This is a genomic window from Methylobacterium sp. WL1, assembly GCF_008000895.1.
Taxonomy (GTDB): Bacteria; Pseudomonadota; Alphaproteobacteria; order Rhizobiales; family Beijerinckiaceae; genus Methylobacterium.
In genome coordinates this window covers 730,842-753,052 of record NZ_CP042823.1, presented here as the reverse complement: position 1 = coordinate 753,052, position 22,211 = coordinate 730,842, and the positions used below count along the sequence as shown (strand labels likewise).

At 69.7% G+C, this 22,211-nt stretch carries 17 protein-coding genes; 9 read left to right on the top strand and 8 right to left on the bottom strand.

Annotated features, from left to right (window positions below):
• Positions 1-69: 69 nt before the first annotated feature.
• The 6 genes from FVA80_RS03950 to FVA80_RS03925 form a co-directional block, all read right to left on the bottom strand.
• Entirely contained in the window at positions 70-1,674 is a 1,605-nt protein-coding gene (locus FVA80_RS03950) for a sulfite reductase subunit alpha (RefSeq protein WP_147909557.1), read from the bottom strand.
• Positions 1,671-3,482: a NirA family protein gene (locus FVA80_RS03945; protein WP_147909558.1), complete on the bottom strand. Its 1,812-nt coding sequence runs from the start codon at positions 3,480-3,482 to the stop codon at positions 1,671-1,673. The genes FVA80_RS03950 and FVA80_RS03945 overlap by 4 nt, the downstream gene beginning before the upstream one ends.
• A 102-nt stretch (positions 3,483-3,584) precedes the next feature.
• Positions 3,585-4,853: an FAD-dependent oxidoreductase gene (locus FVA80_RS03940; RefSeq protein ID WP_147909559.1), complete on the bottom strand. Its 1,269-nt coding sequence runs from the start codon at positions 4,851-4,853 to the stop codon at positions 3,585-3,587.
• Positions 4,854-5,378: 525 nt separating this feature from the next.
• Complete coding sequence (locus tag FVA80_RS03935) at positions 5,379-5,687, bottom strand: hypothetical protein (RefSeq protein ID WP_147909560.1); 309 nt, start codon at positions 5,685-5,687, stop codon at positions 5,379-5,381.
• Positions 5,688-6,701, bottom strand: a complete 1,014-nt coding sequence (locus FVA80_RS03930) for a CmpA/NrtA family ABC transporter substrate-binding protein (protein ID WP_147909561.1) — start codon at positions 6,699-6,701, stop codon at positions 5,688-5,690. It lies immediately after the preceding gene.
• A complete protein-coding gene (locus FVA80_RS03925; RefSeq protein ID WP_147854501.1) occupies positions 6,698-7,285 on the bottom strand; it encodes an ANTAR domain-containing protein in 588 nt (195 codons plus the stop codon). The genes FVA80_RS03930 and FVA80_RS03925 overlap by 4 nt, the downstream gene beginning before the upstream one ends.
• Positions 7,286-7,466: 181 nt before the next feature.
• Here FVA80_RS03925 and FVA80_RS03920 point away from each other — a divergent pair, with 181 nt between their 5' ends.
• The 9 genes from FVA80_RS03920 to argC all read left to right on the top strand — a co-directional run bounded on the left by FVA80_RS03920 (position 7,467) and on the right by argC (position 20,344).
• On the top strand, positions 7,467-8,054 hold the full coding sequence (locus tag FVA80_RS03920) for a hypothetical protein (protein ID WP_187193587.1): 588 nt from the start codon (positions 7,467-7,469) through the stop codon (positions 8,052-8,054).
• A 139-nt stretch (positions 8,055-8,193) separates the two neighbouring features.
• Positions 8,194-10,083, top strand: coding sequence for a glycoside hydrolase family 15 protein (locus FVA80_RS03915; RefSeq protein WP_147909562.1), 1,890 nt, complete (start codon positions 8,194-8,196; stop codon positions 10,081-10,083).
• Positions 10,080-12,155, top strand: coding sequence for a transketolase (gene tkt / locus FVA80_RS03910; RefSeq protein ID WP_147909563.1), 2,076 nt, complete (start codon positions 10,080-10,082; stop codon positions 12,153-12,155). Before FVA80_RS03915 ends, tkt begins: the two co-directional genes overlap by 4 nt.
• Before the next feature lie 151 nt (positions 12,156-12,306).
• The gene (locus FVA80_RS03905) at positions 12,307-15,153 is read left to right on the top strand and encodes a bifunctional transaldolase/phosoglucose isomerase (RefSeq protein ID WP_147909564.1); all 2,847 of its coding nucleotides are present in this window, start codon (positions 12,307-12,309) and stop codon (positions 15,151-15,153) included.
• A 142-nt stretch (positions 15,154-15,295) separates the two neighbouring features.
• Positions 15,296-16,276, top strand: coding sequence for a phosphogluconate dehydrogenase (NAD(+)-dependent, decarboxylating) (gene gnd, locus FVA80_RS03900; RefSeq protein WP_147909568.1), 981 nt, complete (start codon positions 15,296-15,298; stop codon positions 16,274-16,276).
• Positions 16,277-16,315: 39 nt separating this feature from the next.
• A complete protein-coding gene (gene pgl, locus FVA80_RS03895; protein WP_147909565.1) occupies positions 16,316-17,041 on the top strand; it encodes a 6-phosphogluconolactonase in 726 nt (241 codons plus the stop codon).
• 111 nt (positions 17,042-17,152) lie between these two features.
• Entirely contained in the window at positions 17,153-18,223 is a 1,071-nt protein-coding gene (locus FVA80_RS03890; RefSeq protein WP_147938361.1) for an HD domain-containing phosphohydrolase, read from the top strand.
• Between the two features lie 406 nt (positions 18,224-18,629).
• Positions 18,630-19,151 (top strand): cysteine dioxygenase family protein, encoded by a 522-nt coding sequence (locus FVA80_RS03885; protein WP_147908822.1) that lies wholly within the window; start codon positions 18,630-18,632, stop codon positions 19,149-19,151.
• 215 nt (positions 19,152-19,366) lie between these two features.
• Positions 19,367-20,344: an N-acetyl-gamma-glutamyl-phosphate reductase gene (gene argC, locus FVA80_RS03880; RefSeq protein ID WP_147908821.1), complete on the top strand. Its 978-nt coding sequence runs from the start codon at positions 19,367-19,369 to the stop codon at positions 20,342-20,344.
• Between the two features lie 155 nt (positions 20,345-20,499).
• Here the strand turns inward: argC and FVA80_RS03875 are convergent, their stop codons facing one another.
• On the bottom strand, positions 20,500-20,961 hold the full coding sequence (locus FVA80_RS03875) for an Lrp/AsnC family transcriptional regulator (protein WP_147908820.1): 462 nt from the start codon (positions 20,959-20,961) through the stop codon (positions 20,500-20,502).
• Between the two features lie 38 nt (positions 20,962-20,999).
• Complete coding sequence (locus FVA80_RS03870) at positions 21,000-22,139, bottom strand: 2'-deoxycytidine 5'-triphosphate deaminase (RefSeq protein WP_147908819.1); 1,140 nt, start codon at positions 22,137-22,139, stop codon at positions 21,000-21,002.
• Positions 22,140-22,211 lie beyond the last annotated feature (72 nt).

Sequence of the window (22,211 nt, the reverse complement as noted above, 5' to 3'; positions counted from 1 at the left end):
TTCGACGGCGGCCGCAAGAGGCGGGCCGCCTATTCCCTCCCCCGCAGAGGGGGGGAGGGTTTCACGGGCTCAGTACACGTCGGCCTGGTAGCGGCCAGCCTTCTTGAGTGCGCCGAGATACGCCACCGCGTCCTCGGGGCTCTTGCCCCCGAACTGCGCCGCCACGTCGATGATCGCCCGCTCCACGTCCTTGGCCATGCGCTTGGCATCGCCGCAGACGTAGAAATGCGCGCCGCCTTCGAGCCACTTCCACAGGTCGGCGCCGTTCTCGCGCATCCGGTCCTGGACGTAGGTCTTCTCGCTGCCGTCCCGGGACCAGGCGAGCGACAGGCGGTTGAGCACCTTGTCGTCCTTCAGCGTGTTGAGCTCGTCCTTGTAGAAGAAGTCCGTGGCCTGGCGCTGGTGGCCGTAGAACAGCCAGTTGCGGCCGGGGGCGTTCGTGGCGGCGCGCTCGCGCAGGAACGACCGGAACGGCGCGATGCCGGTGCCGGGGCCGCACATGATCACGTCCTTGGACAGGTCCGCCGGCAGGGCGAAGCCGTGGGCCTTCTGGAGGTAGATCTTCACCTTGGTCTGCTCGGGCAGGCGCTCGCCGAGATGGGTCGAGGCCACGCCGAGCCGCAGCCGGGAGCGGTGGTTGTAGCGCACCGCATCGACGGTCAGCGAGACGCGGCCGGCATCCATCTTGGGCGAGGACGAGATCGAGTAGAGCCTCGGTTGAAGCTCGTCCAAAGCTTCCAAGAAGACCTCCGCGTCGGGCCGGGCGCCGGGGAACTTGTGCAGGGCGCCGAGCACATCGAGATAGGCGGCGTCCCCGTCCGGGTCCTCGCCCGAGGCCAGCGCCTGCGCCTTCTTGCGCGCCGCTCCCGAGGTGAGCAGCGACAGCAGCTGGTAGAGGTTGTCCGGCGCGGCGCCGAGCGCGTAGTCCGTGAGCAGGTGGTCGCGCAGGGTCTGGGTCCCGATCATCCGCTCGGGCCGGGCGCCGAGTTCGGCGATCACCGCGTCCACCAGAGCCGGGGCGTTGGCCGGGAACAGGCCGAGCGAATCGCCGGCCTCGTAGGTGATCGGCGTGCCGTCCAGGCCGATCTCGATGTGCCAGGTCTCCTTCTCGCCGCCCGGCTCGTTGAGTCGGCGGCGGGACAGGAACAGCGCCTCGACCGGGTTCTCGCGGCAGAAGCCCAGGGGGCCGAGATCGGCCGTTTGCTTCGGTGTGTCGCCCTCGGCCATCGGGGACACGGGCGCGCCGCCGGCGGTGCCGAATTCCTCGTCCAGCTTCTTGAGCATGCGCAGGGTCTCCTTGCCGCCGGGCTGGCAAAGATTCAGGCGCTCCTCGTTCTTCAGGAAGATCGCGTTGGCGTAGTCGGCGCAGTTGTAGCCGCACTGGCCGCAATCCTGCTGGGCCATGGCGGCCATGAGCTTCTGCGGCTCGGGCCGGTCCTTGGCCATCGCCATCCGGTCGCCGATCGGCACGGAGGGGTCGTGCCAGGGCGCGTCGTCGTTGTCGGCCAGCTTGGGGCCGGCGGCGGAGGCCTCGCCCGGCGCTAGGGCTGTGGCTCCCGTCACGGCGGGGCCGAGCAGGGCGGCGAAGTAGCCGGAGAGCCACGAGCGCTGGTCGGCGTCGAACGGGGCGGTCTCGGGGATCAGGACGAGGGGGGGCGAGACGTGCTGGGTCATGCGGCGGCCTTCAGGGCGGGCTGTTCCTCGGCGGCGTCCCGCAGGGCTTCGGCGCCGGTGCGGGCGGTGAAGGATTGGAAGCTCTCGTCCGGGCCTTGCCGGCGGGCCAGATAGGTGCGCAGCAGCGCCTCGACCCGGAACGGCGCGTCCTCGGCCTTCACGGCCTTCCAGATCTCGGTGCCGATCTTCGGGTTCTCGGCGAAGCCGCCGCCGACCACGATGTCGTAGCCCTCGACGGTGTCTCCCTCCTCCGAGACGACCACCTTTGCGCCGATCAGCCCGATGTCGCCGATGTAGTGCTGGGCGCAGGAATGATGGCAGCCGGTGAGGTGGACGTTCACCGGCACGTCGAGCTCCGTCACCGTGCGCTCGACGTGGTCGGCGATGATCAGCGCGTGACCCTTGGTGTCGGAGGCGGCGAACTTGCAGCCCCGTGCGCCGGTGCAGGCGACGAGACCCGAGCGGATGCCGGCCGCTTTGATGGTCAGGCCGAGTTCGAGGATACGGCTCTCGACCTCCGCCACCCGCGCGTCCGGGACCCCGGAAAAGATGAAATTCTGCCAGACGGTGAGGCGGATCTGGCCGTCGCCGCAGTCGCGGGCGATCTCGGCCAGCGCCCGGACCTCGTCGCTGGTCATCTTGCCGACCGGCAGGACCACGCCGATCCAGTTGAGGCCGGGCTGCTTCTGGGCGTGGACGCCGACATGGGCGAACCGGTCGGTGGGCCGGCGCGGCGCCACGTGGGCCGGATCGACCCGGTCGAGCTTGCGGCCGAGCTTCTCCTCGACGGCGGCGAGGTACGCGTCGAAGCCCCAGGCGTCGAGGACGTACTTCATCCGGCTCTTGTTGCGGTTGGTCCGGTCGCCGTTCTCGATGAACACCCGGATGATCGCGTCCGCGACCACATTGCAGTCTTCGGGCTTGAGCACGATGCCGGTGTCGCGGGCGAGGTCCCGGTGGCCGGAGATGCCGCCGAGCACGAGGCGCATGTAGACGCCCGCCGCCACCGCGGCCCCGTCCAGCACCTCGATCGCCTGGAAGCCGATGTCGTTGGTCTCCTCCAGGGTCGGCATGACGCCGCCGCCGTCAAAGGCGACGTTGAACTTGCGCGGCAGGCCGTAGAGCGAGCGGTCGTTGATGATCCAGTTGTTCCAGGATTTCGCCAGCGGGCGCGTATCCAGCAGCTCCTGGGTGTCGATGCCGGCGGTCGACGAGCCGGTGACGTTGCGGATGTTGTCGGCGCCCGAGCCGCGGGCGGTCAGGCCGATATCCACCAGCCCGTCGAGGAACGGCTGGGCGTGTTCGGGGCCGATCTCGCGGACCTGGAGGTTGGCCCGGGTCGTCACGTGGACGTAGCCGCCGCCGTGCCGGTCGGCGAGGTCGGCGACGCCTGCGAACTGCCAGTGGTGCAGGATGCCGTTGGGGATCCGCAGGCGCGCCATGTAGCTCACCTGGTTCGGCGCCACCCAGAACAGGCCGTGGTAGCGCCAGCGGAAATTGTCCTCGGGCTTGGGCGGCTTGCCGGCGGCGGCGTCCGCGATCAGCCGGTTATGGCCGTCGAACGGGTGCTCGGCGCGCTTCCACTTCTCTTGCTCGCAGAGCTTGCCGCCGTCCTTGACGGTCTTGTCCTGCGCCTTGAGGTGGATCGCGTCCGGCCCGGTGGGCTCGGCCGGCGCCGGCGGGCCCTGCCCGATCGCGAGGCCGCCGGTGAGGCGGGCCGCGGCCACGCCGGAGGCGAACCCTTCGAGATAGCGCTTCTGCTCGGGATTGAAGCCGTCCGGGGCGGTCTGTGGGGTGGTCTCGGCCATCTGCGCCTCCCTGGATCGCTCGCCGCCGAAGTGAACGCCGGTCCGGCGTAAGCGAGCGTGTCAAATCAAAGGCTTAGTACCCCCGGCCGATCGGCCGGGAACCTAAGCGGCGAGCGGCTCGGGCACCGGGCGCCCGAACATCAGGTCGTCGACGTTCCCGACCGGATCGCCGGAGCGGATCAGGCCCTTGCAGGCGCCCTGCTCGGCAATGTCGCCGACGAACACGGCACCGATCAGTCTGCCCTCTCGCACCAGCAGCTTGCGGTAGAGCCCGGCGCCGGGATCGGAGAGGACGATCGCCTCGGCATCTTCGGGGGTGTCCACGAGGCCGGCGGAGAAAACCGGGAGGCCCGAGACCTTGAGGCTGGTGGCAAGCGAGGTGCCGGCATAGGCGGCGCTCTCGCCGGCGAGGTGCCGGGCCAGGATGTCGGCCTGCTCGTAGGCCGGCTCGACCAGCCCGTAGATCAGGCCGCGATGCTCGGCGCATTCCCCGAGGGCGAAGATGTTGGCGTCCGATGTGGTCATCCGGTCATCGACCTTGATGCCGCGGCCGATCTCCAGCCCCGCCCCCTGCGCCAGGGCCACTGAGGGGCGCACCCCCACCGACATCACCACCATGTCGGCCGGGAGCACGGTCCCGTCGGCCAGGATCAGGCGCTCGACCCTGCCGTCGCCCTCGACCCGGGCGGTGTCGGCCTTGAGCAGTACCCGCACGCCGCGGGCCTCCATGGCCCGCTTCACCAGCCCGGCTGCGTGGTGGTCGAGCTGGCGCTCCATCAGCCGGTCCATGACGTGGAGAAGGGTCGTGTCGACCCCCAGACGCGCCAGGCCGACCGCGGCTTCCAGCCCGAGCAGGCCGCCGCCGATGACGATCGCCCGGGCGTGCTGCACGGCGGCCTTGCGGATCGCCGCCACGTCGGCGAGGTCACGGAACGTGATCGCCCCGGGAAGGTCCATCCCGGGCTTGGGCAGGCGGATCGGCAGCGATCCCACCGCCAGCACGAGCTTGTCGAAGGGCAGGACGTGGGTCTCTCCCACGATCGCCAGCCCGTTCTCGCGATCGATCTGGGTGACCGGGGCTCCGGTGATCAGGCGGATTCCGTGGGCCGCGTACCAGTCCAGGCCGCGGAAGTCGCAGGCCGCCTCTTCGACTTCGCCGCCCAGCAGCGAGGAGAGCAGGACCCGGTTATAGGCGGCCTTCGGCTCGGCGCCGACGCAGGTCACGTCGAACCGGCCGGGCGATCCTTCGGTCAGGCGCTCGAGGAAGCGGAGCGAGGCCATGCCGTTGCCGACGACGACGAGCCGCTCGCGTGGGAGACCGGTCTCGGCGCGCGTATCGTGTGCGCTGGTATCCATTGGGGATGTCGCCATCTCTCGATCGCGTCGGGGACCTCGATTGCAGGATCGTCGGCGGACCGCCCACGAAAAAGCCGCTGCCGGTTATCCCCCAGGGCAGGCTTGAACCCGCAGGAGAACCGGATCAGCGGCCTCGCTGACGGCGCTGCCCGTCGCCATTGACGGACGCGAGCTATCAAGCAGATCTCATGCCAAGCAGGATCCGAATCGGTAAGGTGTTGTCATGACGCTTGAAATCGCGGCGGCCCATGGGGCCTGGCACGCCGGAGCGCATCGCATCGCACTGCACAAAAAGTGGGCTGGTGGTCGCTTAAACGATCAGCGCTGTGGCAGTGGAACTGGCGTCCGAGCTGCCTTCAAACACGAGCGCAGACGGCAGCAGGATCGCACTGCACGCTCATTGCGAGCACGGCGAAGCAATCGAGGAACCCTATACGCTCGTAGCGAGAGCGAACTCGGATTGCTTCCCTCTACTCGGTGAGACGGAGAAACAGGAACACGCCGATCGGATCGGATTACATGCCGTGTTCGACTCGGATCTCAGATCAGTGTCGAGAGCATCGCCAGCAGGCCCAGCGTCGGCATGGCGCCGGCCACGAGCACCCAATACCAGGACGGAACACCACCGGGACGGCGGTTGTCGTTGCTGGCGCGCGGAGCCTTGGCGCCGCGGCGAACATAGCGTCGAAGCTCGATCCGGCTGCGCGGATGCGATGTCGACGATTCGGTATCGAGTTTACGGCATCCGGGCATGGCGTAGTCACAACGGCCGAGACCCGGCAACGTTCCGCGATCTGCCGCATCCCGGCAATGGGCGAATGACGAAATCCGCGTGAAGTCTGCTGCCACTCAGAGCGCTGTCGCGGCCCGGTAGAGGTCGGGCCTGTAGATGGCCGCCGCTTCGGCATCCGGGTGTCTCCCCGGCGGTAACTGCTGCGAGGCGGCCATCTGCGTCACGAGCCACCGCGCGGCCTCGGGCCGCGGCTCCTGCACGTCGGCGCCGAGGTCGAGACGGCCCGGCATCGGCCGCGTCGCGCCGGCCGCGTCCAGGATCGCATCGCCCGCGAAGCCCCGGGCCACGAGGTCGACGTCGAGGTCGAGATAGGTCCGGTGCGCCAGGCAATGGATCAGGTCGGTGCGGTTGGCCGGGTCGGCGCACCATAGGCCGGCCCGCGCCACCGCCCGGACGAGGGGCAGCAGCGCGTCGTCGAGCCGGCCCGACACGGCCAGGACCTTCTCGGGGGCGTCCGGTGCGAGGTCGCAACCGAGCGCCGCGATCCGCCCGTGACCGGCTGATACCGCGACGTCGTTCCAGGGCGCGCCCGCGCAATAGCCGTCGACCAGGCCGCGGGCGAGCGCCTCGACGCTGTGCTGGGGCGGAACCACGACCGTGCGGAAGGCCGACGGGTCGAGGCCGCCGGCCTCGGCGAACAGCCGCAGCTGATAGCTGTGGCAGGAGAACGGATGCACGGTCCCGAGCGTCAGCGGCTGGCCCGCGTCCCGGCGCTCGACCGCCACCCGGGCGAAGGCCCGGGCCACATCCGTCAGGGCCTCGCTCGCCGGGCCCATCGCGGCCCAGAGCCCGCGCGACACCGTGATGGCGTTGCCGTTGGCGCTGAGCTGCAGCGGGACGACGAGGTCGGAGGGCGGTCCCGACAGGGCGAGCCGGCTCGCCAGCGCCAGCGGCGCCAGCATGTGGGCGCCGTCGAGATGGCCCAGCGCGAGGCGGTCGCGCAGGGTCGCCCAGGACGGCTCTGCCGAAAGGTCGAGTTCCAGTCCCTCGGCCCGGGCGAAGCCGAACGCGTGCGCCACGATCAGCGGCGCGGCATCGCAGAGCGGGACGTAGCCGAGCTGAAGCCTCATCCGAGCAGGTCCGCCGTGGTGACGATGGCCCGGGCGATGTCGGCGATCTTGCGCTTCTCGTTCATGGCCTTGCGTCGCAGCTGCTTGTAGGCCTCGTCCTCGGTCAGCCCCTTCAAGTTCATCAGGATGCCCTTCGCGCGCTCGATCAACTTGCGGTCGGCCAGTTCGCCGCGGGCCTCCGACAATTCGCGCTGGAGCCGCGCGAAGGCATTGAAGCGCAGGATCGCGATATCGAGGATCGACTTGATCCGCTCCGCCCGCAGCCCGTCGACCACGTAGGCCGAGATGCCGGCGTCGACCGCCGCCTGCATCATGGTGGTGTCCGAGCGGTCGACGAACATCGCCACCGGCCGCTCGACTTGCCGAGAGACCCCGGACATCTGCTCCAGGATGTCCCGGCTGGGGCTCTCGAGGTGGATCACCACCACGTCGGGCTTGAGGGCGGTCACTCGTTCCAGAAGGTCGACGGTATCGGGAATCACCACGATTCGACCGATGCCGGCCGCGCGCAAGCCCTCCTCCAGGATCGCCGCGCGGGCGCGGCTCGGGTCGATCACGGCGACGGTGAGGTTGGATTCGGTCATCGGGGCCCGGTCGGGCGGGACTTCTCGAGAGGGCGACCCGGTTCGGGCGCTCCGGCCAAGCAAGGCATATGCCCCGCAGCTGTCGCCAGCGTTACCGCCGCGCAAAGAAACGGTCCAGCTTCCGCCGCAATGCTGGGGGCATTCTTGCGTCGTCGGAACTAGGGCGGGGGTGGTGAAACGGATGCGCAGGCCAGACCCGCTTGCCCTCACGGACGCCGCCACCGGCCGCGTGTCGATGCCGTTCCTGCCGACGTTGGTCGTTGTGGGGATCCTGGGCGTCGCGTCCCTCTACTGCCCGTCGTCGCAGCTGACGCCGCCGCCGGAGGCCCGCGCCGAGCTCGTCGCGCCCGAGGCTCCGTCGCCCACCGCGTTCGTCAAAGCCGCGCCGGTGTCCGTGCCGGTCCGCCGCCCGGCCACCGTGGCCTTCGCCGAAGTCTATCCCCTGGTCCCGACGCAGCCGGCCCGGCCGGCGTTCGCGGCCCGGGCGACGTCGCATATCGCGATCGCAGGCCGCCATGCCTGCCCCGGGCGCCGCTGCCCGGAGATGCCCCAGCGCATGACCGATCCGCTGGCCGCCGCCCGTGCGGAGACCATCGATTCGGATGAGGCCGGGCTGCTGCCCCCCGCCGCCCTGCCCTTCGCGGCCTCCGTGGTCGAACGGCTGACGCCCGCCGCCCGCGTCGTCGGCGATGCGGCCAACCTGATGCGCGACGGGGCGGCCGCCGTGCAGGGATCCGTCGCCCTGGTGGTGGCCGACTGCCTGCGCTGACGCGCCTGCAACTCCGTCCGTACGACACGGCATTCCGCTTGGCTCGCCGTGCCTCCGGCTCTGGACCTCGCAACCGGGCGTCCTAGGTGCGTTGCAGCGGATGGCCGGGGGATTCCGGCCGCGCGGGAGCCGGGGCCGTATGGCTGCACGCATCGAGGATTATGCGCTCGTCGGGGATTGCCGCAGCGCCGCGCTGATCAGCCGGCAGGGCAGTGTCGACTGGTTGTGCTGGCCGCGCTTCGACGCCGCCGCCCTGTTCACCAGCCTGCTCGGGACCGAGGCTCACGGATTCTGGAAGATCTATCCCGAGGCCGAGCATGTCGAGACCAGCTGGGCCTACCGTCCGGGAAGCCTGGTGCTGGAGACCCGGCACACGACGCGGCAGGGCGAGGTCCTGGTCACCGATTTCATGCCGGTCGGCGACGGCGCCCACTTGGTGCGCCTGGTCGAGGGTGTTCATGGGCGTGTTGCCATGCGCATGGAGATGGCGGTGCGATTCGACTACGGCTCCGCGGTGCCGTGGGTCTCGCGCTCGGAACTGGACGACCTGCGCGCCGTGTCCGGCCCCCACAAGGTCGTGCTGCGCACCGATGTCCACTTGAAGGGCTCGGACGCGCAGACGACGCTATCCGAGTTCACCGTCCATGCCGGCGAACGCTGCCGCTTCGTCCTGAGCTACGGCGCCTCGCACGAGGACGACCCGCATCCGATCGAGCCGCTCAAGACCCTCGAGGCTACCGATCAGGTCTGGCGCGACTGGTCGAGCCGCTGCGCCGGCGGCACCGCCTGGGACCGGATGCTGCAACGCTCGCTTCTGACCCTGAAGGCGCTGATCTACGAGCCCACCGGCGGCATCGTCGCCGCGCCGACCGCGTCCCTGCCCGAGGGCCTCGGCGGCGAGCGCAACTGGGATTACCGCTTCTGCTGGCTGCGCGACTCGACCCTGACGCTCATCGCCCTGATGGATGCGGGCTACATCGACGAGGCGCGCGACTGGCTGGGCTGGCTGCTGCGGGCGGTGGCCGGCAACCCGGAGCAGGCGCACATCCTCTACGGTATCGGCGGCGAGCGGCTGCTGCCGGAGATCGAACTCGACTGGCTGCCCGGCTACGAGAACTCCAAGCCCGTGCGGATCGGCAACGCCGCGGCCTCGCAGTTCCAGATCGACGTCTACGGCGAATTGTTCGACGCGCTCTACCAAGCCCATGCCCGCGGCCTGCCGATCAGCAAGGATGGCCTCCGGGTCGGGCTGGCGATCCTGGGCCACCTCGAGAAGGCCTGGCGCTTGCCCGACGAGGGCATCTGGGAGGTGCGTGGCGGCTCGCGTCACTTCACCCACTCGAAGGTGATGGCCTGGGTCGCCTTCGACCGGGCCCTGCGCATGCACGAGATGCACGAATCCGGCGCCACCGAGGGGCAAGCCGTGCGCTGGCGCGCGCTCCGCGACGAGATCCACGCGGAGGTCTGCGCGAAGGGCTTCGACGCCGAACTCAACAGTTTCGTGCAGTCGTACGGATCGAAGGCGCTGGATGCGAGCCTGCTGCTCATCGCCCATACCGGCTTCCTGCCGCAGGACGATCCCCGGGTGGTCGGCACCGTCGCGGCGATCGGCAAGGGACTGATGCGGGACGGCTTCATCCTCCGCTACGAGACGCAGGGGCAGACCACCGACGGCCTGTCCGGCAACGAGGGGGCGTTCCTGCCCTGCACGTTCTGGTATGCCGACAACCTGATCGGCCTCGGCCGGCGGGACGAGGCGCGGGCGATCATCGAGCGCCTGATCGGGATCTGCACCGATCTCGGCCTCGTCAGCGAGGAATACGACGTGCATGCCAAGCGCCTTGTGGGTAACTTCCCCCAGGCATTCACCCATGTGGCGCTCGTCAACACGCTGCTCAGCTATACGCGCGGCGAAGGGCCGGCGGATCGGCAGGGTGGTAAGGCCAACGGAGCCCCTCCCGCCGTCCTGCGGCAGCGTGAAGCCGACAAGCGGCACGCAAGAGGCGAACTGGAAGACGCGACATCATGAGCGGCGCTGATACTCCCGCCAAGGCGGCCCTCGCTGAGATCGATACGCTCAGCATCAACACCATCCGAACGCTCGCCATCGATGCGGTGCAGAAGGCGAATTCCGGCCATGCGGGCGCGCCTATGGGCCTCGCCCCGGTCGCCTACACGCTGTGGAACCGCTACCTCCGCTACGACCCGGCCCATCCGCACTGGCCGAACCGGGACCGCTTCGTGCTGTCCTGCGGTCACGCGTCGATGCTGCTCTACGCCCTGCTGCACCTGGCCAACGTCGCGGAGAGCGACGGCGGCAACGCGGCGGCCGTGACGCTGGACGAGATCAAGAAATTCCGGCAGCTCGACAGCCGCACCCCGGGACATCCCGAGTACCATTTCACCACCGGCGTCGAGACGACCACCGGGCCGCTGGGCCAGGGCGTGGCGAACTCGGTCGGCATGGCGATCGGCGGCCGCTTCCTCGGCCAGCACCTCAACCGGCCCAACCTGCCGCTGTTCGACTACAACGTCTACGCGATCTGCTCGGACGGCGACCTGATGGAGGGCGTCGCCTCGGAGGCCGCCTCGCTCGCCGGCCACCTGCGGCTGGCCAACCTCTGCTGGATCTACGACGACAACACCGTCACCATCGAGGGCCACACCGAACTCGCCTTCGGTGAAGAGGTCGCCACCCGGTTCCTGGCCTATGGCTGGCAGGTGCTGCGGGTCGCCGACGCCAACGACGTGCACGCGATCGCCGGCTCCATCGAGACGTTCCTGGCCACCAACGACCGGCCGACCCTGATCGTCGTCAAGTCGGTGATCGGCTACGGCGCCCCGAAGAAGCAGGGCACGTCGAAGGCGCACTCGGACGCGCTGGGCGAGGAGGAGGTCAAGGGTGCCAAGCGGGCCTACGGCTGGCCTGAAGACGCGCAGTTCCTGGTGCCGGACGGCGTGCACGAGAATTTCCGCGACGGCATCGGCAAGCGCGGCGCCGCGCTCTACGATGCCTGGCAGGATTTGCTGTCCAAGGCCCGGGAGGCCGATGCCGACCACGCCGAGGATCTCGACGCCCTGCTGGAAGGCCGCCTGCCCGACGGCTGGGACAAGGACATCCCGGTGTTCGAGCCCGACGCGAAAGGCCTCGCCACCCGCGAATCGTCCGGCAAGGTCCTCAACGCCATCGCGCAGCACGTGCCGTTCCTGCTCGGCGGCTCGGCCGACCTGGCCCCGTCCAACAAGTCGAACCTGACCTTCGAGGGCGCCGGCTCGTTCGGGCCGTTCTCGCCCGGCGGGCGCAACCTGCATTTCGGGGTGCGCGAGCACGCCATGGGCTCGATCGTGAACGGGCTCGGGCTCTCCGGCCTGCGGGCCTATGGCGCGACCTTCCTGGTGTTTGCCGACTACATGCGGCCGCCGGTCCGGCTCGCCTCCCTGATGGAGCTGCCGATCTTCCACATTTTCACGCACGATTCGATCGGCGTGGGTGAGGATGGACCGACCCACCAGCCGGTCGAGCAGCTGCTGTCGCTGCGTTGCATCCCGGGTCTCGTCACCCTGCGCCCGGCCGACGCGAACGAGGTCGCAGAGGCCTACCGGGTCATCTTCTCGCTCAAAGACCAGCCGGCCGTGCTGGCGCTCTCGCGCCAGCCGCTGCCGACGATGGACCGGACCAAGTTCGGCGCGGCCTCCGGCACCGCCAAGGGTGCCTACGTGCTGGCCGACAGCGACGGGACGCCCGACGTGATCCTGATCGGCACCGGGTCCGAGGTGCAGCTCTGCGTCGGCGCCTACGAGACGCTGAAGGCCGAGGGCGTGAAGGCCCGGGTGGTCTCGATGCCGTCCTGGGACCTGTTCGAGCGCCAGGACCAAGCCTACCGGGATTCCGTGCTGCCCCCCGCCGTCAAGGCGCGGGTGACCGTGGAGCAGGGCAGCATCATCGGCTGGGACCGCTACGCCGGAACCGAGGGCACGGTCATCGGCATGGATACGTTCGGCGCCTCGGCCCCGATCAAGGATCTCCAGACCAAGTTCGGCTTTACCCCCGAGAAGGTGCTGGAAGCAGCCCGGGCGCAGCTCGCCAAGCACAAGCGATAACGCGTGACCCCTCCCCCCTGCGGGGAGGGATCAGGGGTGGTGGTGGTTCATACGGAACCGCCGAGCCTCATCCGGCACCACCCCCACCTCCAACGCGTCCCCACGAGGGGGAGGCGAGCAGGGCGTGAGTAGGGAAGGACGAGGAACCGACATGAACGCGCTCAAGGCCCTGCACGACGAACAGGATCAGGCGGTTTGGCTGGACTTCGTGGCCCGCGGCTTCGTCCAGAAGGGTGAGCTGAAGCGCCTCGTCGAGGAGGACGGCCTGCGCGGGGTGACGTCCAACCCGTCGATCTTCGAGAAGGCGATCGGCCACTCGGACGAGTACGATGCCAGTCTGAAGGCCGTGCAGGAGACCGGCGACAGCCGCGTCATCGACCTCTACGAGGGCCTGGCCATCGCCGACATTCAGGCTGCCGCCGACGTGCTCCGCCCGGTCTACGAGTCGAGCGACGGGGCGGACGGCTACGTCAGCCTCGAAGTCTCGCCCTACCTGGCGCTCGACACCGAGGCGACGCTGACCGAGGCGCGGCGCCTGCACAAGGCGGTCGCCCGCGACAACCTGATGGTGAAGGTGCCCGCCACCCCGGAGGGCATCCCGGCGATCCGGCAGCTCACGGCCGAGGGCATTTCGATCAACGTGACGCTCCTGTTCTCGCAGGAGGCCTACGAGGCGGTGGCCCGCGCCTTCGTCGACGGGCTCGACGCGCGGGCGAAGGCCGGCCACGACGTCTCGAAAATCGCCAGCGTGGCGAGCTTCTTCATCAGCCGGATCGACGTGCTGGTGGACAAGCTGCTCGACGAGAAGATCGCCCAGGCCAACGACCCCGACGAGAAGGCGGCACTCGGCCAGCTCAAGGGCAAGGTCGCGATCGCCAACGCCAAGCTGGCCTACCAGCGCTACCGGACGATTTTTTCCGAGGCGACCTGGACGTCGCTGTCGGAGAAAGGCGCCAAGGCGCAGCGGCTGCTTTGGGCCTCGACGGGCGTGAAGAACAAGGCCTATCCCGACGTGCTCTACGTCGAGGAGCTGATCGGGCCTAACACCGTCAACACCATGCCGCCTGCCACCATGGACGCGTTCCGCGACCACGGCACCGTGCGGGCGACGATCGAGGAGGACGTGCCGGGCGCCGAGGCGGTCATGACCCGCCTCGCCCGGGCCGGCATCGACATCGAAAAGGTCGCCGAGCAGCTGGTGAAGGAGGGCGTGCAGCTCTTCATCGACGCCGCCGACGACCTGCTCGGCGCGGTCGCCGGCAAGCGTGCGGCGCTGCTCGGCCAGCGCCTCGACGGCCAGAGCCTCGTGATGGACGACAGCCTCGCCGCAGAGGCGAAGAAGACCGTCGAATCCTGGCGGGCGAGCGGCGCCATCCGCCGGCTCTGGGCCGGGGACGCGACGGTCTGGTCCGGCCACGACGAGGCCAGCTGGCTCGGCTGGCTGCACATCGTCGAGGAGGAGCTGGCGAAGGCCGAAGACTACGCCGCCTTTTCCGACTGGGTGAAGCAGGAAGGCTTCACCGACGCCGTGGTGTTGGGGATGGGCGGCTCCAGCCTCGGCCCCGAGGTGCTGAGCCTGACCTACGGACAGCGCGAGGGCTTTCCGAAGCTCCAGGTCCTCGACTCGACCCATCCGGACCAGGTGCGCGCCCTGGAGGCGAGCATCGACCTCGGCCGGACCCTGTTCATCGTCTCGTCCAAGTCCGGCTCGACGCTGGAGCCCAACGTATTTCGCGATTATTTCCTGGGGCGCGTGAAGGAGACTCTGGGTGACCGGGCGGGCGATCACTTCGTCGCCGTGACCGACCCGGGCTCGGACATGGAGCGTGCCGCTCAAAGAGATAAGTTCAAGAAAATCTTCTACGGCATGAAGCAGATCGGCGGGCGCTACTCGGTGCTGTCGGCCTTCGGGCTGGTCCCGGCCGCCGCCTTGGGCCTCGACGTGAAGGCGCTCTTGGAGACGGCTCGGATCATGGTTCGCTCCTGCGGACCGGTGGTGCCGCCCGCGCAGAACCCGGGCGTGCTGCTCGGTGCCGCGATGGGCGCGGCGGGTCTCGCCGGACGCGACAAAGTCACGATCATCGCCTCGCCGGGGATCGACAGCTTCGGCGCCTGGGCCGAGCAGCTCATCGCCGAATCGACCGGCAAGCAAGGCAAGGGCCTCGTGCCGGTGGACGGAGAGCCGGCGAGCGTTCCGGCGGTCTACGGCCGCGACCGGTTCTTCATCTACCTGCGCCTCGACGGTCAGGCTCAGGAGGCACAGGACGAGGCCCTGCGCGCCCTGGAGCGCGATGGACACCCGATCGCCCGGATCACCCTCGATTCGATCGAGCAGCTACCGCAGGAATTCTACCGGTTGGAGATGGCGACCGCCGTCGCCGGCGCGGTGCTCGGCATCAACCCGTTCGACCAGCCCGATGTCGAGGCCAGCAAGATCGAGACGAAGAAGCTGTTCTCGGAAGCGGAAGCGAGCGGCGCCCTCCCCGACGAGACGCCGCTGTTCGAGGACGACGCGATCGCCCTCTACGCCGACCCGAAGAATGCTGCGGCCTTGCCGCAAGCCACCGAAGGCTTGGCGGCGGCGCTCAAGGCGCAGATCGCCCGCCTGAAGGATGGTGACTATCTCGGGCTCCTGGCCTACGTCCCGCGCAACCCGAAGGCCGCCGGCATCCTGCAGGAAGCCCGGCTCGCCGTGCGCGACGCCCGGAAGGTCGCGACCTGCCTGGAATTCGGGCCGCGGTTCCTGCACTCGACCGGGCAGGCCTACAAGGGCGGCCCGGATACCGGCGTGTTCCTGCAGATTACCTCGGCCCCCTCCGAGGACCTGCCGATTCCCGGCCGGGCGCTTGGCTTCAGCACCGTGGTGGCCGCCCAGGCGCGGGGCGACTTCGCGGTGCTGGCCGAGCGCGGCCGCCGTGCCCTCCGGGTCCACATCAAGGGCGATCTCGACGCCGGGCTGAAGCGCGTGGCGGCGGCGCTCACGGCGGCAGTGGATTAGGCGCCGGCTGTCTCCTTCCCCTTGCGGGGAGGAACCGGAGGTGGAGGTGATTCCGGATGAGGCTCAGCGGTCCCGTCTGAACTGCCCCCACCCCTGACCCCTCTCCGCAAGGGGGAGGGGAAACCCCGAGGAGATGACGACAATGCAACTCGGCATGATCGGCCTCGGCCGGATGGGCGGCAACATCGTCCGGCGCCTCCTGCGCGACGGGCACACGGCCGTGGTCTTCGATCAGAACCCGGCGGCTTTGGCCGCGCTGGTCGAGGCCGGCGCGGTCGGCGCGTCGAGCCTGGAGGATCTGGTCTCCAAGCTGGAAGTGCCGCGCACCGCCTGGGTGATGCTGCCGGCCGGCGCGATCACCGAGGAGGCGGTCAAGACGCTGGGCGGCCTGATGCAGTCCGGCGACTGCATCATCGACGGTGGCAATTCCTTCTACGGCGACGACGTGCGCCGGGGGCTGGAATTGAAGGAGAAGGGCCTGCATTACGTCGATGTCGGCACATCGGGCGGCGTCTGGGGCCTGGAGCGCGGCTACTGCATGATGATCGGCGGCGATACCGAGACCGTCGACCGCCTCGACCCGATCTTCAAGACCCTGGCGCCGGGCATCGGCGACATCCCGAAGACCCCCAACCGCGACGGCCGCGACCCGCGCGCCGAGCAGGGCTACATCCATGCCGGGCCCACCGGCGCCGGCCATTTCGTCAAGATGGTCCATAACGGCATCGAGTACGGCCTGATGCAGGCCTATGCCGAGGGCTTCGACATCCTGAAACACGCCAATGCGGATGCGCTTCCGCCTGAGCGGCGCTTCGACCTGAACATGGGCGACATCGCCGAGGTCTGGCGACGCGGCAGCGTCGTCTCGTCCTGGCTGCTCGACCTGACCGCCCAGGCGCTGGCCGGCGACGAGAGCCTCCACGACTTCTCCGGCTACGTCGAGGATTCCGGCGAGGGCCGTTGGACGATCAACGCTGCCATCGAGGAGAGCGTCCCGGCAACCGTGCTGTCCGCCGCCCTGTACCGCCGCTTCCGCTCGCGCGAGCAGGAGAGCTACGCCGACAAGCTGCTCTCGGCCATGCGCAAGGGGTTCGGCGGCCACCAGGAGCCCAAGAAGTCCTGAAGCCAAGAACTCCTGATCCCAAAGAATCCCGAGGCGCCGATGAGCCTTCCCACCGGAATCCATGTCCTGCCCGATCCGCAGGCGGTCGCCCGCGAGGCGGCCGAGCGGCTGATCGTGGCCTGCGGCGAGACCGACGCCGAGCGGATCGCGCTCTGCCTGGCCGGAGGCTCGACCCCGAAGGTGCTCTACGGCCTGCTCGCCGGCCCGGACTACGCCGCCCGGGTGCCGTGGGAGAGGATCCACTGGTTCTTCGGCGACGACCGCGTGGTCCCCTGGGACGATGAGCGCAGCAATGTCCGGATGGTCCGCGAGGCGTTCGGGCACGGCTCCCGGATCCCCTCGACCCACCTGCACTTCATCCCGTCCGACGCGGGCGTGGAGGCCGGAGCCCGGGCCTACGAGCGGACCCTGCTGGACTTCTACGGGGCCGACAGCCTCGATCCCGCCCGGCCGCTGTTCGACCTGGTGCTGCTCGGCCTTGGCGAGGACGGGCACACGGCTTCCCTGTTCCCGGGCAAGCCGGCCGTCGCCGAGACCGACTGCCTGGTCGCCCCCGTGCCCGAAGCTGGGCTGGCGCCGTTCGTGCCGCGGATCAGCCTGACACTGCCGGCCCTGGCCTCGTCACGGCACGTCTTGTTCCTGGTCACGGGTGCCGGCAAGCGCGAGGCCCTGGCTCGGATCGCCGACGGGGAGGACCTGCCGGCAGGCCGGGTCACCAGCGTGGGCGACGTGGCCTGGCTGCTCGACGCCGCGGCGGCGCCGTAGGCGGTGATCCGGCGTTACGGTCTGGCAAGGCCGATGCGCTAAGACAGCCTGCCTGCGACGCGACGCGGATCCCGCTGCCTCTCGGGCCGGGGGCATGCCACGAAGAGCCAGATGCGCGCGGGCATCGTCGTCCTTTACACCGACCAGCCCGGCCGCCGCGGCGAACTCCTGCGCGTGCTCGGAGACATTGCCCCCTGCACGGTGCTGAACGCGGCCGCGATGCCGCCCCCCGGCCCCTGCCTCGCCCTGGTGGCGGATGTCGACCTGCTGCAGCCCTCCCCGCTCATCGGCCTGCGGACCCTGATCGCCGCCGCCCCGGCCCTCCCGCGGGTGTTCCTGATGCGCAGCATGGGCGCACGCAGCCTGTCGGCGGCGCGCGGGCTCGGGGCGGGCCTCTGCCTCCCCGTGGATACGCCGGCCGAGACAGTGGCCGAGGCCCTGCTGGCGCAGCTGCCGCCCGTGCCCGGGGAGGTGCCGAAGCCGGGCGGGCGCGTCGGGACGCCCCTCGTCGTCCAGGCCGCCGACAAGGCCGGCGCCGTCATCGCCGACCTGCTCGACGCCGCGCGAGCCTCCGGATCGGTCGATGCCGCCCTGGTCGACGACGGCCTTGAGCCGATCCTCGGGGCGATCGGCCAGGGCGGCCTCAACGCCTGGCTCGACACGGTCCGCGCCTACGACGACGCGACCTATCAGCATTGCCTTCTGGTAGCCGGCCTCGCCGCGACCTTCGCGATCGACCTCGGCTTCTCCGACGCCGACCGCCATCAACTCGTGCGCGCCGCCCTCGTGCACGATGTCGGCAAGGCCAAGATTCCCCTGGAGATCCTGAATAAGGCCGGTCCCCTCGACGTGGCGGAGCGGGCCGTGATGCGCGAGCACCCGGCGCTGGGGCACCGGATACTGGTCCAGGCCGGCGGCTTCGACGACGCGGTGCTGAAGGTGGTGCGACACCACCACGAACTCCTCGACGGCTCGGGCTATCCGGACGGGCTCGTGGGTGACGCCATCGACGACATCGTCCGGCTGATCACTGTCTGCGACGTCTACGCCGCGCTGGTCGAGCGCCGCCCCTACCGGGCCCCGATGTCGGCCGCGGCGGCCATGGCGATCCTGCACGGCATGGATGGCAAGCTCGACCGGGCGCTGGTGCGCGCTTTCGAGCGCTCCGTCGCCGGGTCCTGATGGGCGCTGGCGTCCGCGAACGATCGATCTCCCTGAACGGTCCGATCGACGCGGCCTCTCGCGTCACGTCGCCCTTACGAACGCAGCGAAGCGATCCGGGGAGACGCCGATGTCCGGACAACGCGCTGCGCTGGGTCGTTTCGCTCCGCTCGCGATGACGGTCGAGCCTGCAGACGAAGTATGCGGAAACCGCCGCCCACACACCTCCTGCATTGCGTCTGAACAGCCAGACGCGTGGGACGGTCTGACGCGATTGGTCAACTAAGAAATAAAACCCTCGCAATCCGTCGCTCCGCGCAATCTCATTGCGCGAGGGAGCAGCACGAGACCGAACTTGGCAACCTGTCTCCCGCACCCTGGCGGTAGGATTCGCCGAGCCCGACGGAGGGCTTCGAAGGAGATCGCCATGACCCCGCTAAGCCATCCGGCCGACATTGAGGCGATGATGGCGGATCTGGCGCTCTCGGCCGCTCGCTCTCCTGACGCCTACCTGGCCGCGGCTCGGACGACCCTGACGCAGATCCTGGCGCGCCCGGGGGTCGTGGACCGGACGCGGCTGGCCGCACCGCCGGAGGGTCTGGGCCGCAACCTGCTGTTCGGGACGCGGGCGATCAGCGTCTGGGCCATGGTCTGGAGCCCCGGCGCCATCACGCCGGTGCACGACCACCATTGCTCCTGCTGCTTCGGCCTGCTCAGCGGCAGCCTGCGGGAGACCTGGTATCGCCCGATCAGCGACACCCACGCGGTCGCGACCCGCGATGCGGTCCGGGAGCCAGGCTACGTGGCCTGCATGATGCCCTCGGGGCCGAACCTGCACCGGATCGCCAACGACGGACCAGCGACGGCGATCTCGATCCACGTCTACGGCTACGATCACCGGGAGCGGGCCTCCTCGGTGCACCGCACCTACGAGGTCGCGGCGGGGTGACGGCGGGCGAATACACGGTGCCCGGCTGAGGCTTTCGGATCTCGCTGATCGGCATCGCGCCGAGCAACCCGGTCAACCCGCGTCTCACGCGTGGTACCGCCTCGAGGCGGAGACTTCCGGCGCAGGGCAGACGTCCGCTACAGGAACGAAAGGCCCCCCGGCCCGAGTCGTAACTCGGCTCGACCGTTCGTTCAGTCTCGCAGCAGGACGCCAACATGAGCCTTCGCGTCGGCATCGTCGGGATCAGTGGTTTTGGCGGCGGCGAGGCGTTGCGCCTGATCGCGGGCCACCCGTCCTTCGAGCTCGTCTACGCCGCGGGCGAGGGGAGCGCCGGTAGCCGTTTGGCGGATCGCTATCCCGGTGTGCCGGCTAAGCTGGCTGAGCTGGTGATCGAGAAGTGGGACCCCGGGGCCCTGCCGAAGCTCGACGTGCTGTTCGCGTCGCTACCCACGGGCACCTCGGCTGAGGCGCTGGCGCGCGTCCCCGGGGACGTCAAAATCGTCGATATCGGTGGTGACCACCGCTACGTCGCGGGGTGGGCATACGGCCTGGCCGACATCTGGCCGGCCCGGATCGTGGATCAAGCGCGCGTCGCCAACCCCGGCTGTTTTCCGGCAGCGACCCTGACGGCGCTGGCGCCGTTGCTGGCCGATAAGCTGATCGAGCCCGGCAACATCGTGATCGACGCCAAGACCGGCATTTCCGGTGCCGGTCGGGGCGGTGCGGACAGCCGGTTCGGCTACGCCGAGAGCAACGAGAACCTGGTGCTCTATGGCCTGCTCAATCATGTCCACATGCCCGAAATCGCCGAGACGATCGAGCGGCTGAGCGGTGGCAGCGCGGCCGGGCTGGTGTTCACGCCGCACTTGGTTCCGATGACCCGCGGCGTCCTCGTGACGATCTACTGCCGTGGCCGCGCCACGACGGATCAATGCCTGGAGGCGGCGCGGCGCTTCTACGCCGGACGTGCCTTCGTCCGCGTCACCGACAAGCCGCCGCAGACCAAATGGGCGACCGGCTCGAACCTCGCGTTCGTCAGTTATGCGGCAGATCCCGAGCGCAACCTCGTGATCGCGATGGGCGTGGTCGACAATCTCGGCAAGGGGGCGGCCGGTCAGGCGGTTCAGAATGCGAACCTGATCTGCGGCCTGCCGGAAACCGCAGGGCTCGACGGCGCACCTGTCTGGCCGTGAGGCTTGCACGCGTGCGCGTCGTCGGCTTGAGGCGGTCGGCAGTGCTTCATTGCGCCGGATTCGCCGCGGTCCGGGACCGCGCATCGCCCCGGGTTGCCCCGCCGGTCCCGCGATGGCGCCGGAGGCCACGCCCTGCCTCCTGCTGAAAGACGGCCTCACGTCATGTAGATCGTCGGCACCGCGGTCGTGTACTTCATCTCCTCCATGGCAATGGAGGAGGACAGGTTCGAGAATTCGAGCTTCGCGATGAGCCGCTGGTAGACCGCGTCGTAGGTCTCGATATCGGGCACGACGATGCGCAGCAGGTAGTCGATCTCGCCGGTCAGGCGCCAGGCCTCGACGATTTCCGGGAAGCCTGCCACCACCCGGCGGAACGCGTCGGACCAGTCTGCGGCGTGGCGCGGTGCCTTCACGGCGACGAACACCGTGGTCGGGACGTTGACCTTGCGGCGGTCCACCAGGGCGACCCGGCCCCGGATGACGCCGGAGGCCTCCAGCTTCTTGACCCGGCGCCAGCACGGCGCGGCGCTGACGCCGACTCGCTCGGCCAACTCGGCGACCGGCAGCGTCGCGTCCTGCTGCAGGACGTCCAGGATTTTTCGGTCCACCGCGTCCATACGACCATCGCTCCCGCGCGGGGTCCGGGCTGCCGGGGCTACAGGAAGAAGTGCTTCGAGAGCTTCAGCCCCTGGGCCTGGTAGTTCGATCCGGCCCCGGCGCCGTAGAGCGTGCCGGGGATGGCCAGCATCCGCTCGTAGACGAGCCGTCCGACGATCTGGCCGTCCTCCAGCAGGAACGGCACGTCCCGGGAGCGGACTTCGAGCACCGCGCGGGCACCCGCCCCGCCGGCCCCGGCATGGCCGAAGCCCGGGTCGAAGAACCCGGCGTAATGGACCCGGAACTCGCCGACCAGCGGATCGAACGGCACCATCTCGGCGGCGTGGTCGGGGGGGACCTGCACCGATTCCTTGGAGGCCAGGATGTAGAACTGGCCGGGATCGAGGATCAGGGCGCCCGAGCCGTCCGCCGGCAGCGGCTCCCAGAAATCCGCCGCCCGGTGGCGGCCCGGGGCGTCGACGTCCACCAACCCGGTATGGCGCTTGGCCCGGTAGCCGATCAGTCCATCGAACCCGGACAGGTCCACCGAGACCGCGACGCCGCCCTGGAAGGACGGGGCCGCGCAATCGACCAGCGGTGAACGCAGGTGGAGCTGGCCGAGTTCGGCCTCCGTCAGCCGCGGCGCCCCACGGCGGAAGCGGATCTGCGACAGACGCGATCCGGTGCGGACCAGCACCGGGAAGGTGCGTGGCGAGATCTCGGCATAGAGCGGCCCGGTATAGCCGGGCTCGACCTGGTCGAATGCCTCACCCCGGTCGGTGATGACCCGGGTGAACACGTCGATGCGGCCGGTTGAACTCTTGGGGTTCGCGGCCGCCGCCAGGTCGGCGGGGAGCGCCAGGCCCTCCTGCAGTTCCGCGATGTAGACGCAGCCCGTCTCCAGCACAGCGCCGGGGCGCAGGTCGATCGTGTGCAGCGACAGGCGGTCGACGCAGGCCTGGACCGTCCGGGCCGCCCCCGGCAGGAAGCTGGTGCGGACCCGGTAGGCCGTCGCACCGAGGCGCAGGTCGAGGCTCGCCGGCTGGATCTGGTCCGGCGCGAAGGCGGCGGCGGTGCGGATGCCGCCCGCCTGCGCCAGCGCCGCGATCGCCTCGGCCGGCAGGATGCCGCCACGGATCTCGACGCCCGGATCGGTGGCCTGCGAATCGGCGGCATCCTGGCCTGCGCCCGCGTTCATCGCGCCTCGACTCCTTCGCGCGCCTCCGGGTGGATCCGCGATCCCCGACGTTCTCCGCCCGGACTGGCTAAT